General features: G+C 63.6%; 18 protein-coding genes. 13 read left to right on the top strand and 5 right to left on the bottom strand.

Translation table 11 applies throughout. From position 1 onward, the window contains the following. Positions 1-78 precede the first annotated feature (78 nt). From ACQ4WN_RS13155 to ACQ4WN_RS13120, 8 genes are all read left to right on the top strand, one after another. Complete coding sequence (locus tag ACQ4WN_RS13155; RefSeq protein ID WP_436551945.1) at positions 79-477, top strand: DUF2946 domain-containing protein; 399 nt, start codon at positions 79-81, stop codon at positions 475-477. Positions 478-566: 89 nt separating this feature from the next. Then, positions 567-2654 carry a TonB-dependent receptor gene (locus tag ACQ4WN_RS13150; protein WP_436551944.1) on the top strand — a complete coding sequence of 696 codons (2088 nt, stop codon included), beginning with the start codon at positions 567-569 and terminating at the stop codon, positions 2652-2654. Between the two features lie 129 nt (positions 2655-2783). Next, positions 2784-3260 (top strand): hypothetical protein, encoded by a 477-nt coding sequence (locus ACQ4WN_RS13145; protein WP_436551943.1) that lies wholly within the window; start codon positions 2784-2786, stop codon positions 3258-3260. A gap of 104 nt (positions 3261-3364) precedes the next feature. Continuing rightward, on the top strand, positions 3365-3586 hold the full coding sequence (locus tag ACQ4WN_RS13140; protein WP_436551942.1) for a hypothetical protein: 222 nt from the start codon (positions 3365-3367) through the stop codon (positions 3584-3586). A gap of 108 nt (positions 3587-3694) precedes the next feature. After that, positions 3695-4126 (top strand): hypothetical protein, encoded by a 432-nt coding sequence (locus ACQ4WN_RS13135; protein WP_436551941.1) that lies wholly within the window; start codon positions 3695-3697, stop codon positions 4124-4126. A 138-nt stretch (positions 4127-4264) separates the two neighbouring features. Beyond that, positions 4265-5584, top strand: coding sequence for a D-serine ammonia-lyase (gene dsdA / locus ACQ4WN_RS13130; RefSeq protein ID WP_436551940.1), 1320 nt, complete (start codon positions 4265-4267; stop codon positions 5582-5584). Beyond that, on the top strand, positions 5584-6519 hold the full coding sequence (dsdC, locus tag ACQ4WN_RS13125; protein WP_436551939.1) for a DNA-binding transcriptional regulator DsdC: 936 nt from the start codon (positions 5584-5586) through the stop codon (positions 6517-6519). The genes dsdA and dsdC overlap by 1 nt, the downstream gene beginning before the upstream one ends. A gap of 43 nt (positions 6520-6562) precedes the next feature. Further along, complete coding sequence (locus tag ACQ4WN_RS13120) at positions 6563-7378, top strand: ferritin-like domain-containing protein (protein ID WP_436551938.1); 816 nt, start codon at positions 6563-6565, stop codon at positions 7376-7378. Positions 7379-7846: 468 nt separating this feature from the next. Here ACQ4WN_RS13120 and ACQ4WN_RS13115 read toward each other — a convergent pair whose 3' ends face one another. After that, positions 7847-8680, bottom strand: coding sequence for a hypothetical protein (locus tag ACQ4WN_RS13115; protein ID WP_436551937.1), 834 nt, complete (start codon positions 8678-8680; stop codon positions 7847-7849). A gap of 218 nt (positions 8681-8898) precedes the next feature. Here ACQ4WN_RS13115 and ACQ4WN_RS13110 point away from each other — a divergent pair, with 218 nt between their 5' ends. Then, positions 8899-9171, top strand: a complete 273-nt coding sequence (locus ACQ4WN_RS13110; protein WP_436551936.1) for a hypothetical protein — start codon at positions 8899-8901, stop codon at positions 9169-9171. On the opposite strand, the gene ACQ4WN_RS13105 is transcribed toward ACQ4WN_RS13110, so the two are convergent. After that, positions 9131-9949 carry a DNA topoisomerase IB gene (locus tag ACQ4WN_RS13105; protein ID WP_436551935.1) on the bottom strand — a complete coding sequence of 273 codons (819 nt, stop codon included), beginning with the start codon at positions 9947-9949 and terminating at the stop codon, positions 9131-9133. The genes ACQ4WN_RS13110 and ACQ4WN_RS13105 overlap by 41 nt on opposite strands. A gap of 87 nt (positions 9950-10036) precedes the next feature. On the opposite strand from ACQ4WN_RS13105, the gene ACQ4WN_RS13100 reads away from it, so the two are divergent. After that, complete coding sequence (locus ACQ4WN_RS13100; protein WP_436551934.1) at positions 10037-10420, top strand: YkvA family protein; 384 nt, start codon at positions 10037-10039, stop codon at positions 10418-10420. Here ACQ4WN_RS13100 and ACQ4WN_RS13095 read toward each other — a convergent pair. The 3 genes from ACQ4WN_RS13095 to ACQ4WN_RS13085 all read right to left on the bottom strand — a co-directional run bounded on the left by ACQ4WN_RS13095 (position 10417) and on the right by ACQ4WN_RS13085 (position 14192). After that, the gene (locus tag ACQ4WN_RS13095; RefSeq protein WP_436551933.1) at positions 10417-11607 is read right to left on the bottom strand and encodes a serine hydrolase domain-containing protein; all 1191 of its coding nucleotides are present in this window, start codon (positions 11605-11607) and stop codon (positions 10417-10419) included. The genes ACQ4WN_RS13100 and ACQ4WN_RS13095 overlap by 4 nt on opposite strands. A 122-nt stretch (positions 11608-11729) precedes the next feature. Beyond that, positions 11730-13025, bottom strand: coding sequence for a cation:proton antiporter (locus ACQ4WN_RS13090; RefSeq protein WP_436551932.1), 1296 nt, complete (start codon positions 13023-13025; stop codon positions 11730-11732). Between the two features lie 51 nt (positions 13026-13076). Beyond that, positions 13077-14192 (bottom strand): mechanosensitive ion channel family protein, encoded by a 1116-nt coding sequence (locus tag ACQ4WN_RS13085; protein ID WP_436551931.1) that lies wholly within the window; start codon positions 14190-14192, stop codon positions 13077-13079. A gap of 260 nt (positions 14193-14452) precedes the next feature. Between ACQ4WN_RS13085 and ACQ4WN_RS13080 the strand changes: the two genes are divergently transcribed. From ACQ4WN_RS13080 to ACQ4WN_RS13070, 3 genes are read left to right on the top strand one after another with little or no spacing between them, the layout of a single operon-like run. Then, positions 14453-16720, top strand: a complete 2268-nt coding sequence (locus tag ACQ4WN_RS13080; RefSeq protein ID WP_436551930.1) for an alpha,alpha-trehalose-phosphate synthase (UDP-forming) — start codon at positions 14453-14455, stop codon at positions 16718-16720. Continuing rightward, entirely contained in the window at positions 16720-17511 is a 792-nt protein-coding gene (gene otsB, locus ACQ4WN_RS13075; RefSeq protein WP_436551929.1) for a trehalose-phosphatase, read from the top strand. Before ACQ4WN_RS13080 ends, otsB begins: the two co-directional genes overlap by 1 nt. Next, positions 17483-19369 (top strand): glycoside hydrolase family 15 protein, encoded by a 1887-nt coding sequence (locus ACQ4WN_RS13070; protein WP_436552035.1) that lies wholly within the window; start codon positions 17483-17485, stop codon positions 19367-19369. The genes otsB and ACQ4WN_RS13070 overlap by 29 nt, the downstream gene beginning before the upstream one ends. Positions 19370-19379: the final 10 nt, after the last annotated feature.

Genomic DNA, 19379 nt, shown 5'->3' with positions numbered 1-19379 from the left:
CTACGGTTTTGTTAGGCGTGTAAGTCAGGCTTGACCTGCGCCCTGTGCGCAGGGTGCTTGCGCTGATACAATGTTGCCATGTTCATCTGCAAAAGCAAGGCCAGCATCGTCCTGTGGATCGCGTGTATCGCCATCTTCCTGGCCGCGCTCGCCCCTACGGTGTCGCGCGCGCTGACGGTCGCCAGCGGCATGGCCGTGCCCAGCCTGGAAATCTGCTCGGTGGCGGGCGGCATGCAAGCCATGCCCGTCCGCTACGGCGCGGAGCAGCCATCGGCGCCTGAAAAATCGGGCATGCGCATGACCGACTGCCCCTGCTGCAGCATGCATGCTGACACTTTATCGATTCCGCCTACCTCCCTCGTGCCCGCCTCCGGAGAAATCCTCACGGGCATGCTGCCCGAGCTGTTCTACCAGTCCGCCACGCCGCTGTTCGCCTGGACGCCTGTCCAGCCCCGTGGCCCGCCCGCCGCTTTCTGACCTGTCCCTTCCCCTGAACTGCCTTGCGCCGCGCGTGTCGTGCGCTTGCGTCTGTTCGTCTGACCTATACAGAATCTGAAAGCAGCAGCATGAAACATTTACCGTTATTGATTTCCCTCGCCATCGCCATGCCTGCCTTGGCGCAAACCCGCAGTGACGCAAACACCACCGTTTTGCCCGAGATGAAAGTCATCGTCACGGGCGTCAAGGAAGGCTACCGTCCCGCCGCCGACACGGCGTTGATGCTGTCGAGCACGCCTGGCTACAGCGTGGCGGCAGGCGGTGGCGTATCCGGCTTGCCAGTGGTCAATGGCTTTGCGGATGACCGTATCAAGATTCGCATCGACGGCATCGAACTGACCTCCGCCTGCGCCAATCATATGAATGCGCCGCTGTCCTATATCGATCCGCAACAAGTGCAGCGCATCCGCCTGATCGCGGGCGTCACACCCGTCAGCGCGGGAGGCGACAGCATCGCCGGCACCATCGAAGTGCAGTCGAACGCGCCCGTGTTCGCCCAGCCTGGCGCGGCGCTGCTGACGCAAGGCAGCTTTGCCGTCTCGGGACGCAGCGTCAACAATAGCGTGGCGACCAGCGTGCATGCCTCGGCGGCCAGCGACAGCTTGAGCATCGGTTACAACGGTGCTTACACGCGCGGCCACAGCTATGACGATGGCCACGGCAACAAGGTGCTGGGCAGCATGTTTGAGAGCATTAATCAGGCCATCGTCCTGGCGGCGAAAGGCCAGGGCCAGCAGCTGACCCTGCGCGCCGGCGTGCAGCACATCCCGTACCAGGGTTTTCCCAACCAGTACATGGACATGACGGACAACCACGGCCAGTTCGCCAATCTCGCTTATAAAGGCGAGTTCGGCTGGGGCGTGCTTGACGCGCGCGCCTACTGGCAGCAGACGGACCATGAAATGGGCTTCTTCTCGCCCGAGCGCAAGGGTTCAATGCCGATGATTACGCATGGCCGCAACACGGGCTATGCGCTGATGGCCAGCCTGCCCACGGGCGCTGGCGAGTTGCGCCTGGGCCAGGAATGGCACGGTTTCCGCCTCGACGACTATTGGCCTGCCGTGCCCGGTTCCATGATGATGGGCCCGCGTACCTATCTGAACATCAACGACGGCAAGCGCGACCGCACCGTGCTGTTCGGCGAACTGGAAACGCGCCACGATGCGCGCTGGACGAGCGTGCTGGGCTTACGCGGTGAGTCCGTGCGCATGGACACGGGCGACGTGCAATCGTATGGCACCAACATGATGAACATGCCGGACCTGATGGCCGCCAGGGCCTTCAACGCGCGCAGCCGCAGCCAGCGCGACACGAATATCGATGCCACGGCACAAGCCACCTTCACGCCCGACGCGGCCAGCAGCTATGCATTCGCGCTGGCGCGCAAGGTGCGCTCGCCCAACCTGTACGAGCGCTATTCGTGGGGGCGCGGCTCGATGGCCATGACCATGACCAACTGGTTTGGCGACGGCAACGGTTACGTGGGCAGTATCGACCTTAAGCGCGAGACGGCTTACACGGCGGCGTTCACGGCCGACTGGCACGGCGGCGGCGAAGAGGGCTGGTTCCTGCGCGTCAACCCCTACTACAGCAAGGTCGACAATTACATCGACGTCGACGTGCTGGCGTCTTTCCACCCGTACATGAAAATGGGCGCGAATGGCAACTTGCTGCGCTTTGCCAACCACGACGCCAAGCTGTATGGCGTGAATCTGGCATGGCAGCTGCCGCTCGCCAGCAGCGCGCGCTGGGGCCGCCTCATGGCCACGGGCAATGCCGCTTACACGCGGGGCAAACGCAGCGATGGCGGCGACCTGTACCGCATGATGCCGTTCAACGCCTTGCTGGCCGTCGAGCACAAGCTGGGCGCCTGGAGCAGCCGCATCGAAACGAAGATCGTTGCCCGCAAGGATAAGGTCGATGCGCGCCGCTTCGAACCCGAGACGGGCGGCTACGCCCTCGTCAACCTGCGCAGCAGCGTGGCATTGAGCAAGATGGCCAGCCTGAGCGCGGGCGTGAGCAACTTGTTCAACCGCGCGTATGCGGACCCGCTCGGTGGCGTGTATTTGTCGGGGCTGAAAGCGAATGGCGGGGCGTTGCAAGCCTTGCCGGCCGAGGGGCGGTCGATTGATATGGGGCTGCAGTTGACGTTCTAAAACGGAAATAGCGCACCTTCGTCCCGTTAAGGAAAGGGACGAAGGTGCGTATTGTTGGAAATTTCGATAACAAATATCGGCCGTGCAGTTATGATTTGACCTTTAATGTAAAGTTATCGGCCATTCAGAATGATGAAAAACGTTTCCTGTTTTATCTTTGCCACAGTTTTTAGTATCGTGGCGCATGCGCAAACGCCAGAACCCTGGTCGATTCCGGACCCCATGGCATTAATCGAAGCATCAAATACCCTGTGCGCCGCACAGGTGAAGTCGGCCTTGGCCGCAGGGGAACTGCGGCAGCAAGGACGCAGCAAGGCGGAAGTCTTGGCGCTGCTTCCGGATAGCCCGAAAGGCATGACATTGCGCGTGGTCAGTGCCATGCGCGAGAGCATTGAAGATGCCTTTGATTTACCGGAGCTTTCGACGCAGTCCCAGTTTGCCTACCGCGCCGAGGCCTGCTTTGGCGAAACGTTGGGCGGTGCAAGGGTGCCACGCCTTGCGAACCTGCGGCCGCAGGTGGAGAAGTGCCAACAGCTTCATGGCTCTGAAAAGAGTGATGCGCTGTTCAAATGTGTCGAGGCGGTAGTGCGTAGCGCCAGGCAGTGATGGGGAATTGGCGGCGCTGGACGAGCTGCTGGTGGTAAGCGCGGGACATTGACTTCAAGCGGTGCTTCTGGAAGTTATTGTGACGATTGACAAGAAAGGCATGCATGATCGCATTTAAAGATTTCCGCTCATCTACGGCGGGCAGTCCTCTCTCCGATGGAATGGACAGCTCGCTGGTATTGGCAAATGAATGGCTGGTAAAAAACGGAGTTCGTCCTGTCAGCATCGAAACCATCACGGAAACCAGAGGCTGGATGGCGATCACTCAGGTTGAGCGAGGTATTCGGGTTTGGTATGAAGTTGGCTCTATGCCGTTGAAACCGTAAACAGATTGATATTACTCCTAGTTAATATTGGATGGACGGGCACCCGGCTGCCAATAGCGGCCGAATGAGCATTCGTCTTGCTTCCCCAGTTCGTGCCATCGGAAACCTATGAAATATAAGAAATTACTTGGCGAGGACGTGTCCGGCATCATTCTGTCCATTACAGTTGTTGCGTATGTGGCGTCATTATTATTGACAGGAATAGTGACCTCCAACGAAGTCATGCCGGGGTGGGGCGTGTTATTGCTCGGTTGGCTAGGGCCTTTGGCCGGTAGTTTTGCATGGTTTGCCAATCCGCTGCTTATTTTTGCCATGTACTTTTCGAAAGAGAAGCCAAGCGCTGCAAAGCTGGCTGCCTTTTTTGGTTTTGCGCTGGCATTGACTGCATTTGGCCTCAAAACAGTTCCCAACGATAACGATTCCGCCACGGTGCTGGGGTTCGGCGCCGGATGCTATCTTTGGTTAGCCTGTTTTCCAGCCGTGTTTATTGCATCGCTCTTAAGCGGAAGAAAATCCAGGGTCCTTTCTGCTGGCGAATAGTATTTTTTGCAGTAGCAGCTATTCCGTCCGTCCCGATCATGATAGATGACCTCCCGTCACCCATTGCCTGATCAACCATCCTTTGCCAGCGGCGCCCGGATGCGGTCTAATCATGGCTTGTCCCTTCACGAGGTTGCCATGCTGCCCACTCCCGCCATCGCCGCGCTGCGCGAAAAATTTCCCCTGATTACAGAATTGATGGCCTTGCAGCCCTTGAGCTGGTTCAATCCCGGCATCGCGCCGGCGGCCGAGGCCTTGAACGACGTGGGCTTGACGGCGGATGACGTGGCCGACGCCAGCGCGCGCCTGGCACGTTTTGCACCGTACCTGGCGAAGGCGTTTCCCGAAACGCAGGCCAGCGGCGGCATCATCGAGTCACCCGTCGTGCCGCTGCCGGCCATGCAGGCAACGTTGGGCATGACGAGCGGTCAGCTGTGGCTCAAGCAGGACAGCCATTTGCCCATTTCCGGCTCGATCAAGGCGCGTGGCGGCATCTATGAAGTGCTGAAGCACGCGGAAATGCTGGCGCTGGACGCAGGGCTGGTGAAGGAGGGCGACGATTACAGCCTGCTGGCCAGCGACGCCGTGCGCGCGTTTTTCGGCCAGTATGCGATCGCCGTCGGCTCCACGGGTAATCTGGGCTTGTCGATCGGCATCATGAGCGCGCGCCTGGGCTTTCGCGCCACCGTGCACATGTCAGCCGATGCGCGCCAGTGGAAGAAGGAGAAATTGCGCAGCCACGGCGTCACCGTCGTCGAATACGCGACCGACTACAGCGTGGCCGTGGAAGCGGGGCGCAGGCAGGCAGAGAACGACCCGACTTGCCACTTCGTCGACGATGAAAACTCGCACGACCTGTTTCTCGGCTACGCGGTGGCGGGGGAGCGCCTGAAAGCGCAGTTTGACGCTGCCGGCGTCGCGGTCGATGCGCAGCACCCGCTGTTCGTGTACTTGCCGTGCGGCGTGGGCGGCGGCCCCGGCGGCGTGGCCTTCGGCTTGAAGCTGGCCTTTGGCGATGCCGTTCACTGCGTATTCGTCGAGCCGACGCATGCGCCGTGCATGCTGCTGGGCGTGCACACGGGCTTGCATGAAGGCATCAGCGTGCAGGAGATCGGCATCGACAACCTCACGGCCGCCGATGGCCTGGCCGTGGGGCGCCCGTCCGGCTTCGTCGGGCGCGCCATGCAGCGGCTGATCGACGGCTACGCCACCGTCACGGATGAAGAACTGTACCGTTTGCTGGCGCTGCTTGAGCAAACGCAAGGCTTGCGCCTGGAACCGTCCGCCGTGGCTGGTTTCGCGGGTATTCCTCCCGTGCTGGCGGCGCCGCAATACCAGCAATACCTGGATACTGCCACGCACTTGGTGTGGGGCACGGGCGGCAGCATGGTGCCGCAGGAGGAAATGGCGGCCTACGTGGCGCGTGGCCGCGCGCTGCTGGCGGCCGGAGCCGATTGATGCCGGCCGGCGCGCCGATCAGGGCCACGCTTGGGGCCACGCTGACGGCCAGCCAGTTCGCCAACCTGCACACTTTCCTGGTGGCGGCGCGCCACGCCAGTTTCGCGCTGGCCGCGCAGGAACTGGCGCTCACGCCCAGCGCTGTCAGCCACCGCATCGCCCGGCTGGAAGCGGGGCTGGGTCTGCGCTTGTTCCAGCGCCTGACGCGGCAAGTCAAGCTGACGGCGGATGGCGAGCGCATCTTTCTCGCCCTGCAAACTGGCTGGGACGGCTTGCAGGCGGCGCTGGCCGGCGGCGATGCGCTGGCGGGCAGCATCACCGTGCATGCGCGTCCCTCCATCGCCCAGTGCTGGCTGGTGCCGCGCCTGGCAGGGTTCGCTGCGCAGTATCCGGCATTGTCGATTGACTTGCGCGTGGGCAATGATAGCGTGGACTTTCGCGCCGGCCAGGTCGACCTGGCCTTGCACTATGGCGACGGCCACTTTCCTGGCCTCGTATCGCGCAAGCTGATGGATGAGTGGCTGGCGCCTGTCTGCAGCCCCGCCTACGCACGCGAACATGGCTTGCAGGATGCGCCGCAACACCTGCCCGGCGCGACCCTGTTGCACGACACCCTGGCCTGGCCCGCCTGCGCGCCCGATGCCGAATGGCGGCTGTGGCTGGGCGCGCAGGCGCCAGAGGTGAACTTGCCGGCGCGCAGCCTGCGTTTCGACCGCGCCGATCTGTGCGCGCAGGCGGCCATCCACCACGCGGGCGTGGCCATGGGCCGGCGCCAGCTGGTGCAGCCGTGGCTGGCCAGCGGCCAGCTGGTCTTGCCATTCGGCGGGTTTGCCCTGGCCAGCCCGCAGGCGTATTACCTCGTGCACAGCGGGCGCACCGTGCCGCCGGCGCGCGTGCAGGCGCTGCTGGACTGGCTGCTGGGGCAGGCTATTTGATACACTGCGCCCCTTATCGGCATCAGCGCACCAAGGAAATACCATGCACGCAACATTCCCACTGACCTTCACCGCGCCGCAGGAATTGCGCACGTATGCGCTCGCCTGCCTGCTCGAACCGGATCCGGCCACCAAGGTGGCGATGGTGGCGGCCATGGCCGAGGCGCAACTTTCGCTCGATGCGCATGCGCCTTTGGCGCCCACCGGCCCCGTGCCGGGCCGTCCCGAGCGCCCGGAACTGGTGCCGCCGCGTCTGGTGGGGCGGCGCTCGATGATTACGCCGGAAGGGCGCGCCATGCTCGTGCATGCGCTCGCGCATATCGAATTCAATGCGATGAACCTGGCGCTGGACGCCCTGTGGCGCTTCCCGGACCTGCCTGCAGAGTACTACACGGACTGGCTGCGCGTGGCTAAGGAGGAAGCCACGCACTTTGCCATGCTGCAGGCGCACTTGCAAGTGTTGGGCCATACGTATGGCGACTTTCCCGGCCACGACAGCCTGTGGGAAATGGTCGACAAGACGCGCGGCGACGTGCTGGCGCGCATGGCGCTGGTGCCGCGCACCCTGGAAGCGCGGGGCCTGGATGCGATTCCGCCGCTGCGCGCCAAGCTGGCGCAGGCGGGCGACATGGCCGCCGCCGCCATCCTCGACATCATCTTGCGCGATGAAGTGGGGCATGTGGAGATCGGCAACCGCTGGTACGGCTACCTGTGCGAGCAGCGCGGCCTGGAATTGCGCGCCACCTATGCTGAACTGGCGCTGCGCTACGAAGCGCCGACCCTGCGCGGGCCGTTCAACCTGGAAGCGCGGCGCCGGGCGGGGTTTTCGGAGCTGGAACTGTCCGACTTGCCCGCCTGAATCTGTCGCGGCGCCATCGTTCTGGCCGCCCAGCGCGTCCGAGTAGCCGCCCGCGCCGTCCGCGTAGCGCAAGTCGATCTGCTGGCCGTCGCTGTGGCCGCTGTGGCCGAGGATGGAACGCCCCGTTTCCGTTTGCGTCACGTGCTGGCTGCTGATGTCGTCGAAACGATAAGTCTTGCCCGCCAGCCAGGCGATGGTCAGGCGTGTGGCCCACGAATCGCTACCCGCGTCGCGCGTGCCGTAGCGCCGCGCCGCCAGCGCCGCCTCGTTGTTGGCCAGATACAGGGGGATGTAGGCTGTGTCACCCTTGAACTCCACTTGTCCCCCTTCGGCCGGATCGGAGCTGGCATCGACATTCTCGATGCGGCCTTTCAGGCGCAGCGTGACCTTGTAGCACGGTGCTGGACTTGACGACGATCAAGGCATAGCTGGCCGTGAATTCGCTATCCTGCGAGACGAAATTGAGATTCAGGTTGTAACTGCCGTTGGACAAGGATGCCAGCAATTGCTGCATCGCCGTGGCGCTGATGCTGAAGGTGCCGCTGGCCGCATCGAAGACCCAATACGGCTTGAGGCTGACGGCCACGCCGTTCGGCCTGGACAGCAGGCCATCGCTGTCGTCTTGCAAGGCCATGGGGGCGGCGCCCACCAGGCGAAATGCCAGGGCGCCCGGCTGCAGGCGGTTGCGCCCGGCTGCAGGCGGTTGTTCAGCCCCAGGCCCGTGATGGCCAGCACGGGTGCCGTGGCGGGCAGGTTGCCGTCGTCGTCCGGCTCCACATAGGTTTCCACGGCCGTGGGCAGATCCGTCTGGATCAGCAGGTTCAGGGTGGTGACCTTGTTGCCCTTGCTGAGAGAAAACTGCGCGTGCTGGTTCACGCCCGTGTCGCCGGGCGTGGAAAAGCGCAGGCTGCCGTCCTGCAGCAGCACGTCCGTGACGGCGCCGCTGACCTTGACGCTGTCGGCGCCATCCGTCAAACCCAGTTCGGCCAGCGATAGCGTCACCACTTGCGCGGGCCGCACGGGATCGAGTTCGATGCTGGCGGGCATGTCCATGTCGGGCTGCACCAGCAGCACGTCCCAGCCTTGTACCGTTGAGATGTTGTACAGTTTGGCGTACTGGCCCAGGCTGAAGAGCAGCGTGAATTCCTCGATGGGCACGGCCAGGGTGGTAATGCTGACGGTATAGTCGTAGCGCCACTGCGTGCCGCCCAGCGAGGTCGCCGTGTAGCCGATGCTGGCGGCGTGCGCGGCAGGCATCGCGCACAGCAGCAGCGCCAGCAGCGCCTGTTTGATAAAGTTCATGATCGTTCCCCCCTTGACTGGCGCCAAGCGTGCCCAGGCAAGAAGTCAAGCAGGAAGCGTTCCCGTATAAATTTTACTGTAAAAAAACAAGGGCTTGGCTGGAGGTGGTGGGTGCCGGTGTCAAATCTGCCGACACTGGCCCATACCGCTGAGCTTGTCAGTGCTGTCCTACCCATCTTGTCGAAACAGTCTGATTGTATGCCTTGCGGAAACACGCGATGATCGTGTTCATAGTGCAACAGCCAACCAATCCGACGGAGTATGCGATGCCCAAGCTAGCCACGCCCAGCCATTTGAACAAGCCGTTCCTGCTGATCTGCCTGTTCACCTTCTCGACCCTGGCAGCCACGCTGATGAATACGGGCGATGCGCAGACGAACGAGGCCGCGCCGGCGCCGATGGCGCGCGAGGCGGGGCACGGCCCCTTGCCGGTCTGCAGCAGCGATGCCCTCAAGCTGTCGGCACACTGCGAGCCTGGGCGCCAGGCTTGACCTCTGCGGCCCTTTGCAGCCGTTGCTGCAACAAGGCCAGCACGGCCGCTTCCTCCGGCGCCAGCGGCGGCAAGTCCTTTTGCAACTGCTGCCGCGCCCGCGCACGCATACCTTCCAGTAAACTGCCATCCAGATACGACTCCAGCACGGCCGGGTGCACATAGCACTTGCGGCAGATCGTCGGCGTATTGCCTGGCTTTTTTGCTACCGACTCGATCGCCTGCATGATGTTATTCTTCGCTTGCGCCTGAGAATCGACCTGCTCGAACGCCTGCAGCGCCAGCGCGGCCAGCAGGGTGCCGGACCAGGTGCGGAAATCCTTGGCCGTGTAGTCTTCGCCCGTCACCTCGCGCATGCGCTGCAGCACCCTGGCCAGCTCGCGGTCGCTGAGGCGGATAGCGTGGCGCACGCCGCTCTTGCCCTTAAAGTGGAAGGCCACGGCGCTGCCATCGACCTGCACATGGCGCGTGCGCAAGGTGCTCAGGCCAAACGATTTATTCGTGCGCGCATATTCGTCGTTGCCGATGCGCATCATCGTCAGCTCCAGCAAGTGCACGATGGTAGCCAGCACTTTTTCACGGGGTAAGCCCGGCAGCTGCATGCCGCGCGCGACGGCGGCGCGGATGGCGGGCAGGGTGCGCCCAAAGCTGAGCATGCGCTCGTACTTGGCCTCGTCGCGCCCCGTCGCCTGCAGGTGGCCGTTGGCGTGGGGGCAGATCCACACGTCCGTCCAGGCCGGCGGCGCGGGCGGTGGTGGTGGCAGATATTTCCATGACAATAGCTTACCTTGCACGCCGCCCGCCCGGCGCGCCGTTATGCTAAGGTGCGCATTCGTAACGCCGTGCGCGGCAGACAGGAGCAGCAGATGTTTAGCAGAAAAAAGAATCTGGAAGAAGACCACGCCCCCCAGGCGGACAAGCAGTATGAAAAGAAATACACGGAAGACAGCTTCTGGGACAAGGTCGTCAAGTTCGCCAGGACGGCGGGACGCGAAGTCATCGAAAAAGCCCTGTGGCTGTATTACGCGGCGCAGCAGCCGAATACCCCGCTGTGGGCCAAGACGGCCATTTATGGCGCGCTAGGCTACTTCATTTCACCCATCGATGCGATTCCCGACATCACGCCCGTGGTCGGCTATGCGGATGACCTGGCCGTGCTGGCGGCAGCCGTCGCCACGGTCGCCACCTACATCACGGCCGAGGTCAAGGAACGCGCCGCCGAGAAACTGCGCGGTTGGTTCGGCGCCTAGCGTTTCGGTGCAGCACGCGCGCCGCTGCCACCATGCGCCAGCAGGCGCAGCACGACTTCTTTCTGAAATGAACGAAACTCCTTGTCGGCGCTGACGTTGGCGAAGGCCAGCACGGCTGTCCTGCTGGCCCGGTCGACGCAGACGACGGACGCGGCGCCCGGGTCGCCGCCGCTGTGCGTGGCCAGCGCCTTGCCGTCGACATCGCGCAGCAGCCAGACCAGGGCCTGGCGCACGGACGAATCGGCAGGCACGACGGTGGCCGCTTGTGGGGCGAAAAACAATTGCAGGGTGGCATCTTGCAGGTAGCGGTGGCCATCGACCCGGCCGCCATTGCTGAAGATGGCGAGGAAACGGGCAAAGTCATGCGCCGAGCTGCGCAGCAGGCCGGCCGGCCAGTCGGGATAGCCGACGGGCGGCAGCACTTGCAGGCCCGCTTCCTTGTGCGCATACGGCTGGGCGACGACGGCGCGCCGGGGCAAGCCGGCCAGGTTCCAGGCCGTGCTGTCCATGCCCAGCGGTTCGAACAGGTGCTCGTGCGCGTAGGCGTCGAGGCCATCGGGGTTCAAACGGCCCACCAGATAACCGAGCAGGGCGATGCCCACATTGCTGTAGCGCCACTCCGTGCCGGGCCGGGCGGCAAACGATACATCCGCGTCATACCAGGCGCCGCCGCGCGACAGATAGCCCTTGACGAAGTCGCGCAGCGGTAATCGCGGGTCGCCCTGCACGGCAAACGCCGTCGTCTTTTCGTACACGGCGTCGGAAATGCCCGAGGTGTGGTTGAGCAAATGGCGAAAGGTGATGGGCACGTCGGGAAACTTCGGATGCATGAGCGGGAAGTCCAGATAGGCCGCCACCTTGTCGTCGAGCTGGAAGGCACCCTGTTCGAGCAGCATCATGACGGCCGTGGCCGTGACGAGCTTGCTGACGGAGGCGACATGAAACACCGTGTTGGCATCGGCCTTCTTGCCAGCCTGGATGTCGGCCCAGCCATAACCGCGCGCAAAAATGGTTTGCTCACCACGCACCACGGCCACGCTCATGCCCGGCGTTTCCGTGCGGGCCAGGCCTTCGCGCATGAAGCCGTCAAATTCCGTCTCCCACGCCAGCCTGACCGGATCGGTGGCGCAGCCCGTTTGCAGCAGGGCCAGTGAGACGCCCAGTCCCAGCACGCTTCTTCGTTTCATTGATTCTCTCTTTTGCCATTTTTAATTATCTTAACAATATTTCCGCCCGCCATAGGGGCAATTGACAAAACATTGCTGTGCAGCAATGACAAAGGCGGCTGACCAGCGTTTATTTGCACCAGTTATTTGCGCCAGTAGCGTTCCAGCAGGGGCTTGACCGTCAAGCCGTGCGCGACGATGGACAGGATGACGACGACCAGGGTGATGTCGGCCAGTTCGCGCGCCAGGGTGCGCGGCAAGCCATGCGCGATGGCATAGCTGAGGTAGTACAGCGAGCCGATGCCGCGCACGCCGAACCACGCCGCCAGGCCGCGCAGGCGCATGCTGGTGCCCGAGGCCAGCAAACCGAGCATCACGCTGGCCGGGCGCGCCACCAGCAGCAAGAACAGCGCCACGCTCCACGCCTGCCAGTTCCAGGCGGCGGCCGTGACGGTGCCGCCGAGCAACAGCACCAGGGTCAGTTCGGACAGGCGTTCCAGATGTTCCTTGAAGACGAGCGATTCGCCGCTGACGGTCAACGCTACCTCGCTGTCGTGCGGTTTGGCAGCGGACAGGGCATGGGTTTCCTCCGCCTGCAACAAGCCTTGCCGGTCTTTCGGCGCGCCGGCCAGGCGCAGTTCCGTCTGGCGCAGGGCCACGCCGGCAAAGAACACGGCCAAAAAACCCCAGGCGTGCAGCCACGTGGCCACGCCATACACGAGGGCGATCAAGCCCAGGGCCGCGAGGTCGTCCAGCATGGCGTGTTTCGGTTCCTTGGCGCGCACCTGCCAGCCCAGCCAGGCCAGCAGCGCGCCGCCGGCCGCGCCCAGGGCGATGGCGGCGCCGCTGGCCCAGAATAAATCGCGCCACAGCCAGGTGGCGCCATGCGGCCCCAGCTCATGCAGGCCCAGCAAGCCCAGGCCCAGCATGACGAAAGGAAAGCCGCTGCCATCGTTCATGCCCGCTTCGCTGGTCAAGATGAAGCGCAATTGCTCGCTGTCGCCTGCATGGCGCAGCTGCACGTCGGTGGCCAGCACGGGATCGGTGGGCGCGAGGATGGCGCCCAGCAGCACGCCCGCGCCCAGGGGCAGGCCCAGCACCAGGCATGAGAATGCCGCCACCAGCGCCACGGAGACGGTCATCGACAGCCAGGCCAGGCGCAGCGAGGGCAGCCAGCGCGCCAGGCTGAAGGGCACGGGCATCTTGACGCCGGCGGAAAACAGGGAGATGAGGACGGCAATTTCCGTCAGGGTTTCCAGCAGGGGCGCCTGCTGCAGCAGGTCGAACGCAAACAGGCCGAGGAACATGGGCCCCAGCAGCAGGCCCACGCCCAGGTAAGCCATGGCTGAGGTCAATGGCAGTCGCGCGATGCGGTCGGCGCCCAGGCCGCGCGCCAGCATCAGGCAGCCGATCAGGATGAACCAGGCGGTGGTGCTCATGCGGCCCATTGTAGCGGCGCGCGGGCGAGGGCAGCGCGCCGCAGGGAATTGTTACGCCTTGTAGAGCGACACGCTGTCGTTCTGCGCCCGCATGCCATGCACTTCGATGGGGTCGTGCGTGGAGCGCAAGCGGGGCAGGCCGTGCGGATAATGGCGCGTGATAAAGGCCAGCATCTGCTCGCGCACGATGCAGCGCAACTCGAAGGCCGTGCCCGAATCTTTCGCACTGATCAGAAAGCGCACGCGCACGGCCCGCTCGTTCGAATCCGTCGCCTGCACCGTGCAGACCCGGCCATCCCATTGTGTGGCGGACGCGCAGATGCGCGTCAGTTCCACGCGCAGCGGCTCGATCGGGATGCTGAAATCGAGCCACAGGAACACCGTGCCCAGGATGTCCGAGGAGGTATGCGTCCAGTTCTCGAACGGATTTTCGATGAACCATTGCAGCGGCACGATCAAACGCCGTTCATCCCACACGCGCACCACCACATACGTGCCCTTGATTTCCTCGACCGTGCCCCATTCGCCATTGACGATCAGCACGTCGTCGATGCGGATGGGTTGAGAGAACGCAATTTGCAGCCCTGCAATGAAATTGCCCAGCACGGGGCGGGCGGCGATACCGGCCACCAGGCCCGCCACACCGGCCGATGCGAGCAGGCTGGCGCCGATCTGCCGCGCACCAGGCAAGGTCAGCAGCACGAACGACAGGCCCAGGATGACGACGATGGCGTGTGCGCTGCGCGTCAGCACGCGCGCCTGGGTGATCCGGCGCCGCGCGCGCAGGTTGTCGGCCGCGTCGACGGGATTGATCTGGGAAATCGTGATGGAAAGCGACTCGATGCATTGCATGGCCAGCCAGGTCAGCGCGATGATCAGCGCCACGCTGGTGAGATGCGACATGGCGACCAGGCCCGGCGTGTCGTCGGGCGCGCCGGCCAGCACCATGCGCAGGCCGAAGACGATCATGCACAACTGGCTGGCGCGGAAGGCCACGCGCGCGACGTTGCTGGTGAACGGGTGGCCATTGGCCAGTTTTTTCAGCAAGCCGATGCCGGCCCGGTGCACGCCGATGGCGACCAGGGTGACGAGCAGGGCGGAAACAAGCACGGTCAGCGCCGAGCGCAGCGGGCCTCCCATCAGCGAGTGGAACGTGTTGAGATCCATAGGCGAAAACTCCTTGAAATTGGTGGAATGGATATCGGAAGCGGCTATTTTACGGGCAGATGACGTCGCGGGGGCGTGCGTTGCCGAACGGATAAGACCTGCATCAAGGTAGATACTGGCAGAAATTGCTGCGGTGCGCCATGCCACGTTGACGTTTCAATACGCAAAGCAAACGGGCGCCGCCGTGATGGAAACATAGCCATACTTGCAATGGTTGTTCATGTCTGCAAAGGAAAACGATGATAGTACGATCACTCCGAATGTCCTTGCGCTTCATCCTGCCACTGGCCCTGGTGCTGGGATTGTTTGCCTATATTGTGGTACCCCTGCTCGATAATATTACACTGCGCTGGTATGTGCGTGACCTCGACAGCCGGGCGGAATTGCTCGCTGGAACCCTCCGGCCCTCGCTCACCGAATACCTGCCCGCGCAGGATGCCACCCGCATTGGCGAACTGTTCCAGGGCGCCACGCGCGACGAACGCCTGATCGCCATCGGCTTTTGCGACAATGCGGGCCACCTCGTCTACCAATCCGCGCAATACCCGGCCTCCATCGGCTGCTGGAGCACGCCTTCCACAGGCGGCCTGTACAAATCCCTGGCGCAATTGCCGCAAGGGCAAGTCCACATCAGCGAAACGCCCGTCATGCAGGACGCTACCCAGCTGGGCCGCCTGGTGCTGGTGCAGGACATGAGCTTTGTCGAGCGCCGCAATACCGATACCAAGCGCTTCATCTTTGCCTTCCTGGCCGTGCTGGCCGTGCTGATTTCCCTGATGACCGTGTTCGTGGCTCACCTGAGCTGGCGTGGCTGGCTGTCGGCAGTGAAAGATATCTTGCGGGGCGAGCTGATGCCACGCAGCGTTGCGGCTGTCCAGGCTGCCGATGCGTCCGCCGCCGCGCCCGCGCCGCCGCCGGAAATGCAGCCGCTGATCGGCGACTTGCGCGAATTGCTGCAGGAATACCATCTGGAACGCCAGGGTGACAGTGGCTGGACCTCGGAGTGGACGCCGGAAAAACTGCGCGGCTTGCTGGAAGCGGATCTTGCGGGAGATCAAGTGCTGGTGGTATCGAACCGCGAACCGTATATCCACACCAAAACGGAAGATGGGATTGCGGTGCAGCGCCCGGCCAGCGGCCTGGTCACGGCCGTGGAAGCGGTGATGCGCGCCTGTTCCGGCACCTGGATCGCGCATGGCGCCGGTTCCGCCGACCGCGAGACGGTGGATAAATTCGACCATGTGCCCGTGCCGCCCGACAATCCCAGCTATACCTTGCGCCGCGTATGGCTGACGGAAGAGGAAGAGCAGGGCTATTATTATGGTTTTGCCAATGAAGGCATGTGGCCGCTATGCCATATCGCCCACGTGCGCCCCGTGTTCCGCTCGTCAGACTGGGAGCAGTACGTGAAGGTCAACCGGCGCTTCGCCGACGCCGTGATCGCCGAGGCGAAGACGGACAACCCCGTCGTGCTGGTGCAGGATTACCACTTCGCCTTGCTGCCGCGCATGGTGCGCGAAGCGTTGCCGAAAGCGACCATTATTACCTTCTGGCATATCCCCTGGCCGAACTCGGAATCATTCGGCATTTGCCCGTGGCGCGAAGAAATCCTTGATGGCTTGCTGGGCAGCACGATCCTGGGTTTCCACACGCCATTTCACCGCAAGAATTTCCTCGAAACGGTGGACCGCTACCTGGAAACCCGCATCGAGCCGGAAGCGTCGACCATTTCCTACGGCGGCGAGATGACGCAGGTGGAGGATTACCCGATTTCCATCGCGTGGCCGGAAGACAATCCGGCGCAGCCTGACGTGGCCACCTGCCGTGTGCAAATCCGTGCCGAACTGGGGGTGGCACCCGAGCACTTGCTGGGTATCGGCGTGGACCGCCTCGATTACACCAAAGGCATCGTCGAGCGCTTCCAGGCCGTCGAGCGCATGCTGGAACAGCAGCCTGGCATGGTGGGCAATTTTACGTTCGTGCAAATTGCCGCCCCCAGCCGCGCTTCGCTTGATGAATATCAAAGTTTTGACGCACGCGTGCGCAAGATGGTCGAGCGCATCAACCGCCGCTTCGGCAGCGGCAATTACGTGCCGATCCTGCTGAAAGCGGAGCACCATGGCCAGGACGATTTGCAGCGCTATTTCCGCGCCTCCGAGGTGTGCATGGTGACAAGCTTGCATGACGGCATGAATCTGGTGGCCAAGGAATTCATCGCCGCGCGCGACGACGAGATGGGCGTGCTGGTGCTGTCGCAATTCACGGGCGCGGCGCGTGAACTGCATGAAGCGCTGATCATCAATCCGTATCATATCGAGCAGGGCGCCGATGCCCTGTACCGTGGCCTGGTGATGCCGCCCGTGGAACAGCGCGAGCGCATGAAGAGCATGCGGGCTAGAGTCAAACATTTCAATGTCTACCGCTGGGCCGGGCGCATGCTGCTGGACGCGGCCCGCTTGCGCCAGCGCGACAAGGTCATGACCAAGATCGACGCCCACAGCCGCATCAAGCGGCGCAAGGGGATTTGATGGCCGATATCCTTGACGATAGCGCGGCCCTGTTGCAGCTGCTGAGCACCCCTGGCAGCGCCGTCTTCCTCGACTTCGACGGCACCCTGGTCGACCTGGCGCCCACGCCCGATGGCGTGCGCCTGGAACCGGGCGTGGTGGAAGCGCTGGCGCTGCTGGCCGAGCGCCATGGCGGCGCGCTGGCCCTCATTTCCGGGCGTCCCGTGGCGCAGATCGATGCCATGCTGGCGCCCCTGGTCTTGCCCGTGGCCGGTGTGCACGGCGTGGAGCGGCGCGGCGCCGATGGCGCGCTGCATGTGGCGGCCACGCCTGACGTGTCGCCCGTGCTGGCGCGCGCCCGGGCGCTGGCGGCGATTCATCCCGGCTTGCTGGTGGAACAGAAGCGGGGTGCCGTGGCCCTGCATTACCGCCTGAAGCCCGAACTCGAACATTTGTGCTTGCAGGAAATGACAGCCGCCGTGCAAGCGTGCCCGGGGGTGTTGCTGTTGCATGGCAAAATGGTCCTGGAAGCCAAGCCGGCCGCCACCGACAAGGGCGGCGCCATCGCCGCCTTCATGCAGGAAACCCCATTCGCCGGCCGCCGGCCCGTGTTCGCGGGCGACGACACCACCGACGAGGCAGGCTTTGCCTTTGTACAACAAGTTGGTGGGCAGGGCGTGAAAGTGGGCCTCGGCCCCAGCGCCGCCACCCTGCGCCTGGCCAGCCCGGGCGCCCTGCGCACAGCGCTGCTGGCCGCCTCCGTATCCCCAGAAGGAGTAGATGATGACGCAATCCCAGGAACAAACGTATGACATGCCCAGCGGCGCCGCCGATGCGCTGGCTGCTGCCGCTACTGCCGCGGCCAGCGCGTCGGCACCGGCCACGCCGATCCAGGCTAGCCTCAACTGCGGCGTGGTGGGCAATTGCGCCTTCAACGCCCTGATCGACCAGGCAGGGCAGATCGTCTGGTCCTGCCTGCCCCGTTTCGATGGCGATCCCGTGTTCAACCGCTTGCTGGACGACACGGAAAACGGCAGCGTGTGGGCCATCGACATTGAAAACTATGCGCGCAGCGAGCAATGTTACGAGCCGAACACGGCCGTGCTGCGCACGCGCCTGTACGACAGCGAAGGGCGCGGCGTGGAAATCACGGATTTCGCGCCCCGTTTCCTCAGCCGCGATCGCATGTTCCGCCCGCTGATGCTGATCCGCCGCGTGCGCCCGCTCGATAACGCCGTGCGCATCCGCGTGCGCCTGCGCCCCCGCTACGACTGGGGCAAGCTGGCGCCGCAGATCACGCAGGGCAGCCACCACATCCGCTATGTGGGGCCGGAACAGACCTTGCGCCTGAACACGGATGTATCGCTCAACTATGTACTGAGCGAAACGTATTTCGTACTGGGAGGCACCGCCAACTTCCTGCTGGGACCCGATGAAACCCTGGCCGGCGGCATCGACGAAACGGCGCGCATTTTCGAAAAGGAAACCATCAATTACTGGCGCACCTATACGCGCCGCCTGGCCGTGCCGCTGGAATGGCAGGACGTGGTCATCCGCGCCGCCATCACCCTGAAACTGTCGCTGTATGAAGACACGGGCGCCATCATTGCCGCCATGACCACCAGCATTCCCGAAGCGCCCGGTAGCAGCCGCAACTGGGATTACCGCTATTGCTGGCTGCGCGACGCCTTCTTTGTCGTGCGCGCGCTGAACAGCCTGTCCGAAGTGGGCACGATGGAAGAGTATTTGCGCTGGTTGACGAATATCGTCGCCCGCTCGAAGGGCGGCCACATCCAGCCACTGTATGGCATCGGCCTGGAAGAGCAATTGCCGGAATCCATGCTCGATCACTTGCCCGGCTACCGGGGCAACGGCCCCGTACGCGTGGGCAACCAGGCGCAGGAACACTTCCAGCACGATGTTTACGGCAATATCGTGCTGGGCGCGGCGCAGGCTTTTCTTGACCACCGCCTGTTCCATCGGGCCGGCAAGGCCGAGTTTGCCGCGCTGGAAGCCGTGGGCGACCAGGCATTCCGCTTGCATGCGGAACCGGACGCGGGCATGTGGGAGTTGCGCACGCGCGCCAGGGTCCACACCTCGTCCATGCTGATGAGCTGGGCCGCCTGCGACCGCCTGGCGAAAGTGGCGCATAAACTGGGCTTGCCGGACCGCGCCGACCACTGGAACAGCCGCGCCGTCTTGATCCGAGAGCGCCTGCTGCGCGAAGCGTGGAGCGAGGAGCGCCAGGCCTTCGCTGAAAGCCTGGGCGGACGCGACCTTGACGCCTCCGTCCTGCTGATGGCGGAAGTCAACTTCATCGACCCCATGGACCCGCGTTTCATCGCCACCGTCGACGCGCTGGAAGCGTCACTGTGCGACGGTCCCTACATGCGCCGCTACGAGGCACCCGACGACTTCGGCAAGCCGGAAACCGCCTTCAACATCTGCACCTTCTGGCGCATCGACGCGCTGGCGCGCATCGGCAGGAAGGATGAGGCGCGCAAAATTTTTGAGACCATGCTGCTGGCGCGCAACCACCTGGGCTTGCTGTCGGAAGACACACATCCGGTGACGGGCGAAATGTGGGGGAACTTTCCGCAGACGTATTCGATGGTGGGCTTGATTAATTGCGCCGTGAGGTTGTCGGCGCCGTGGGATAGTGCTATTTAAGTGCGGGCCT

It is taken from the genome of Janthinobacterium pasteuri (genome assembly GCF_051380775.1).
In the GTDB taxonomy this organism is placed as follows: Bacteria; Pseudomonadota; Gammaproteobacteria; order Burkholderiales; family Burkholderiaceae_D; genus Janthinobacterium.
This window is presented reverse-complemented; position numbering and strand designations above follow the sequence as displayed.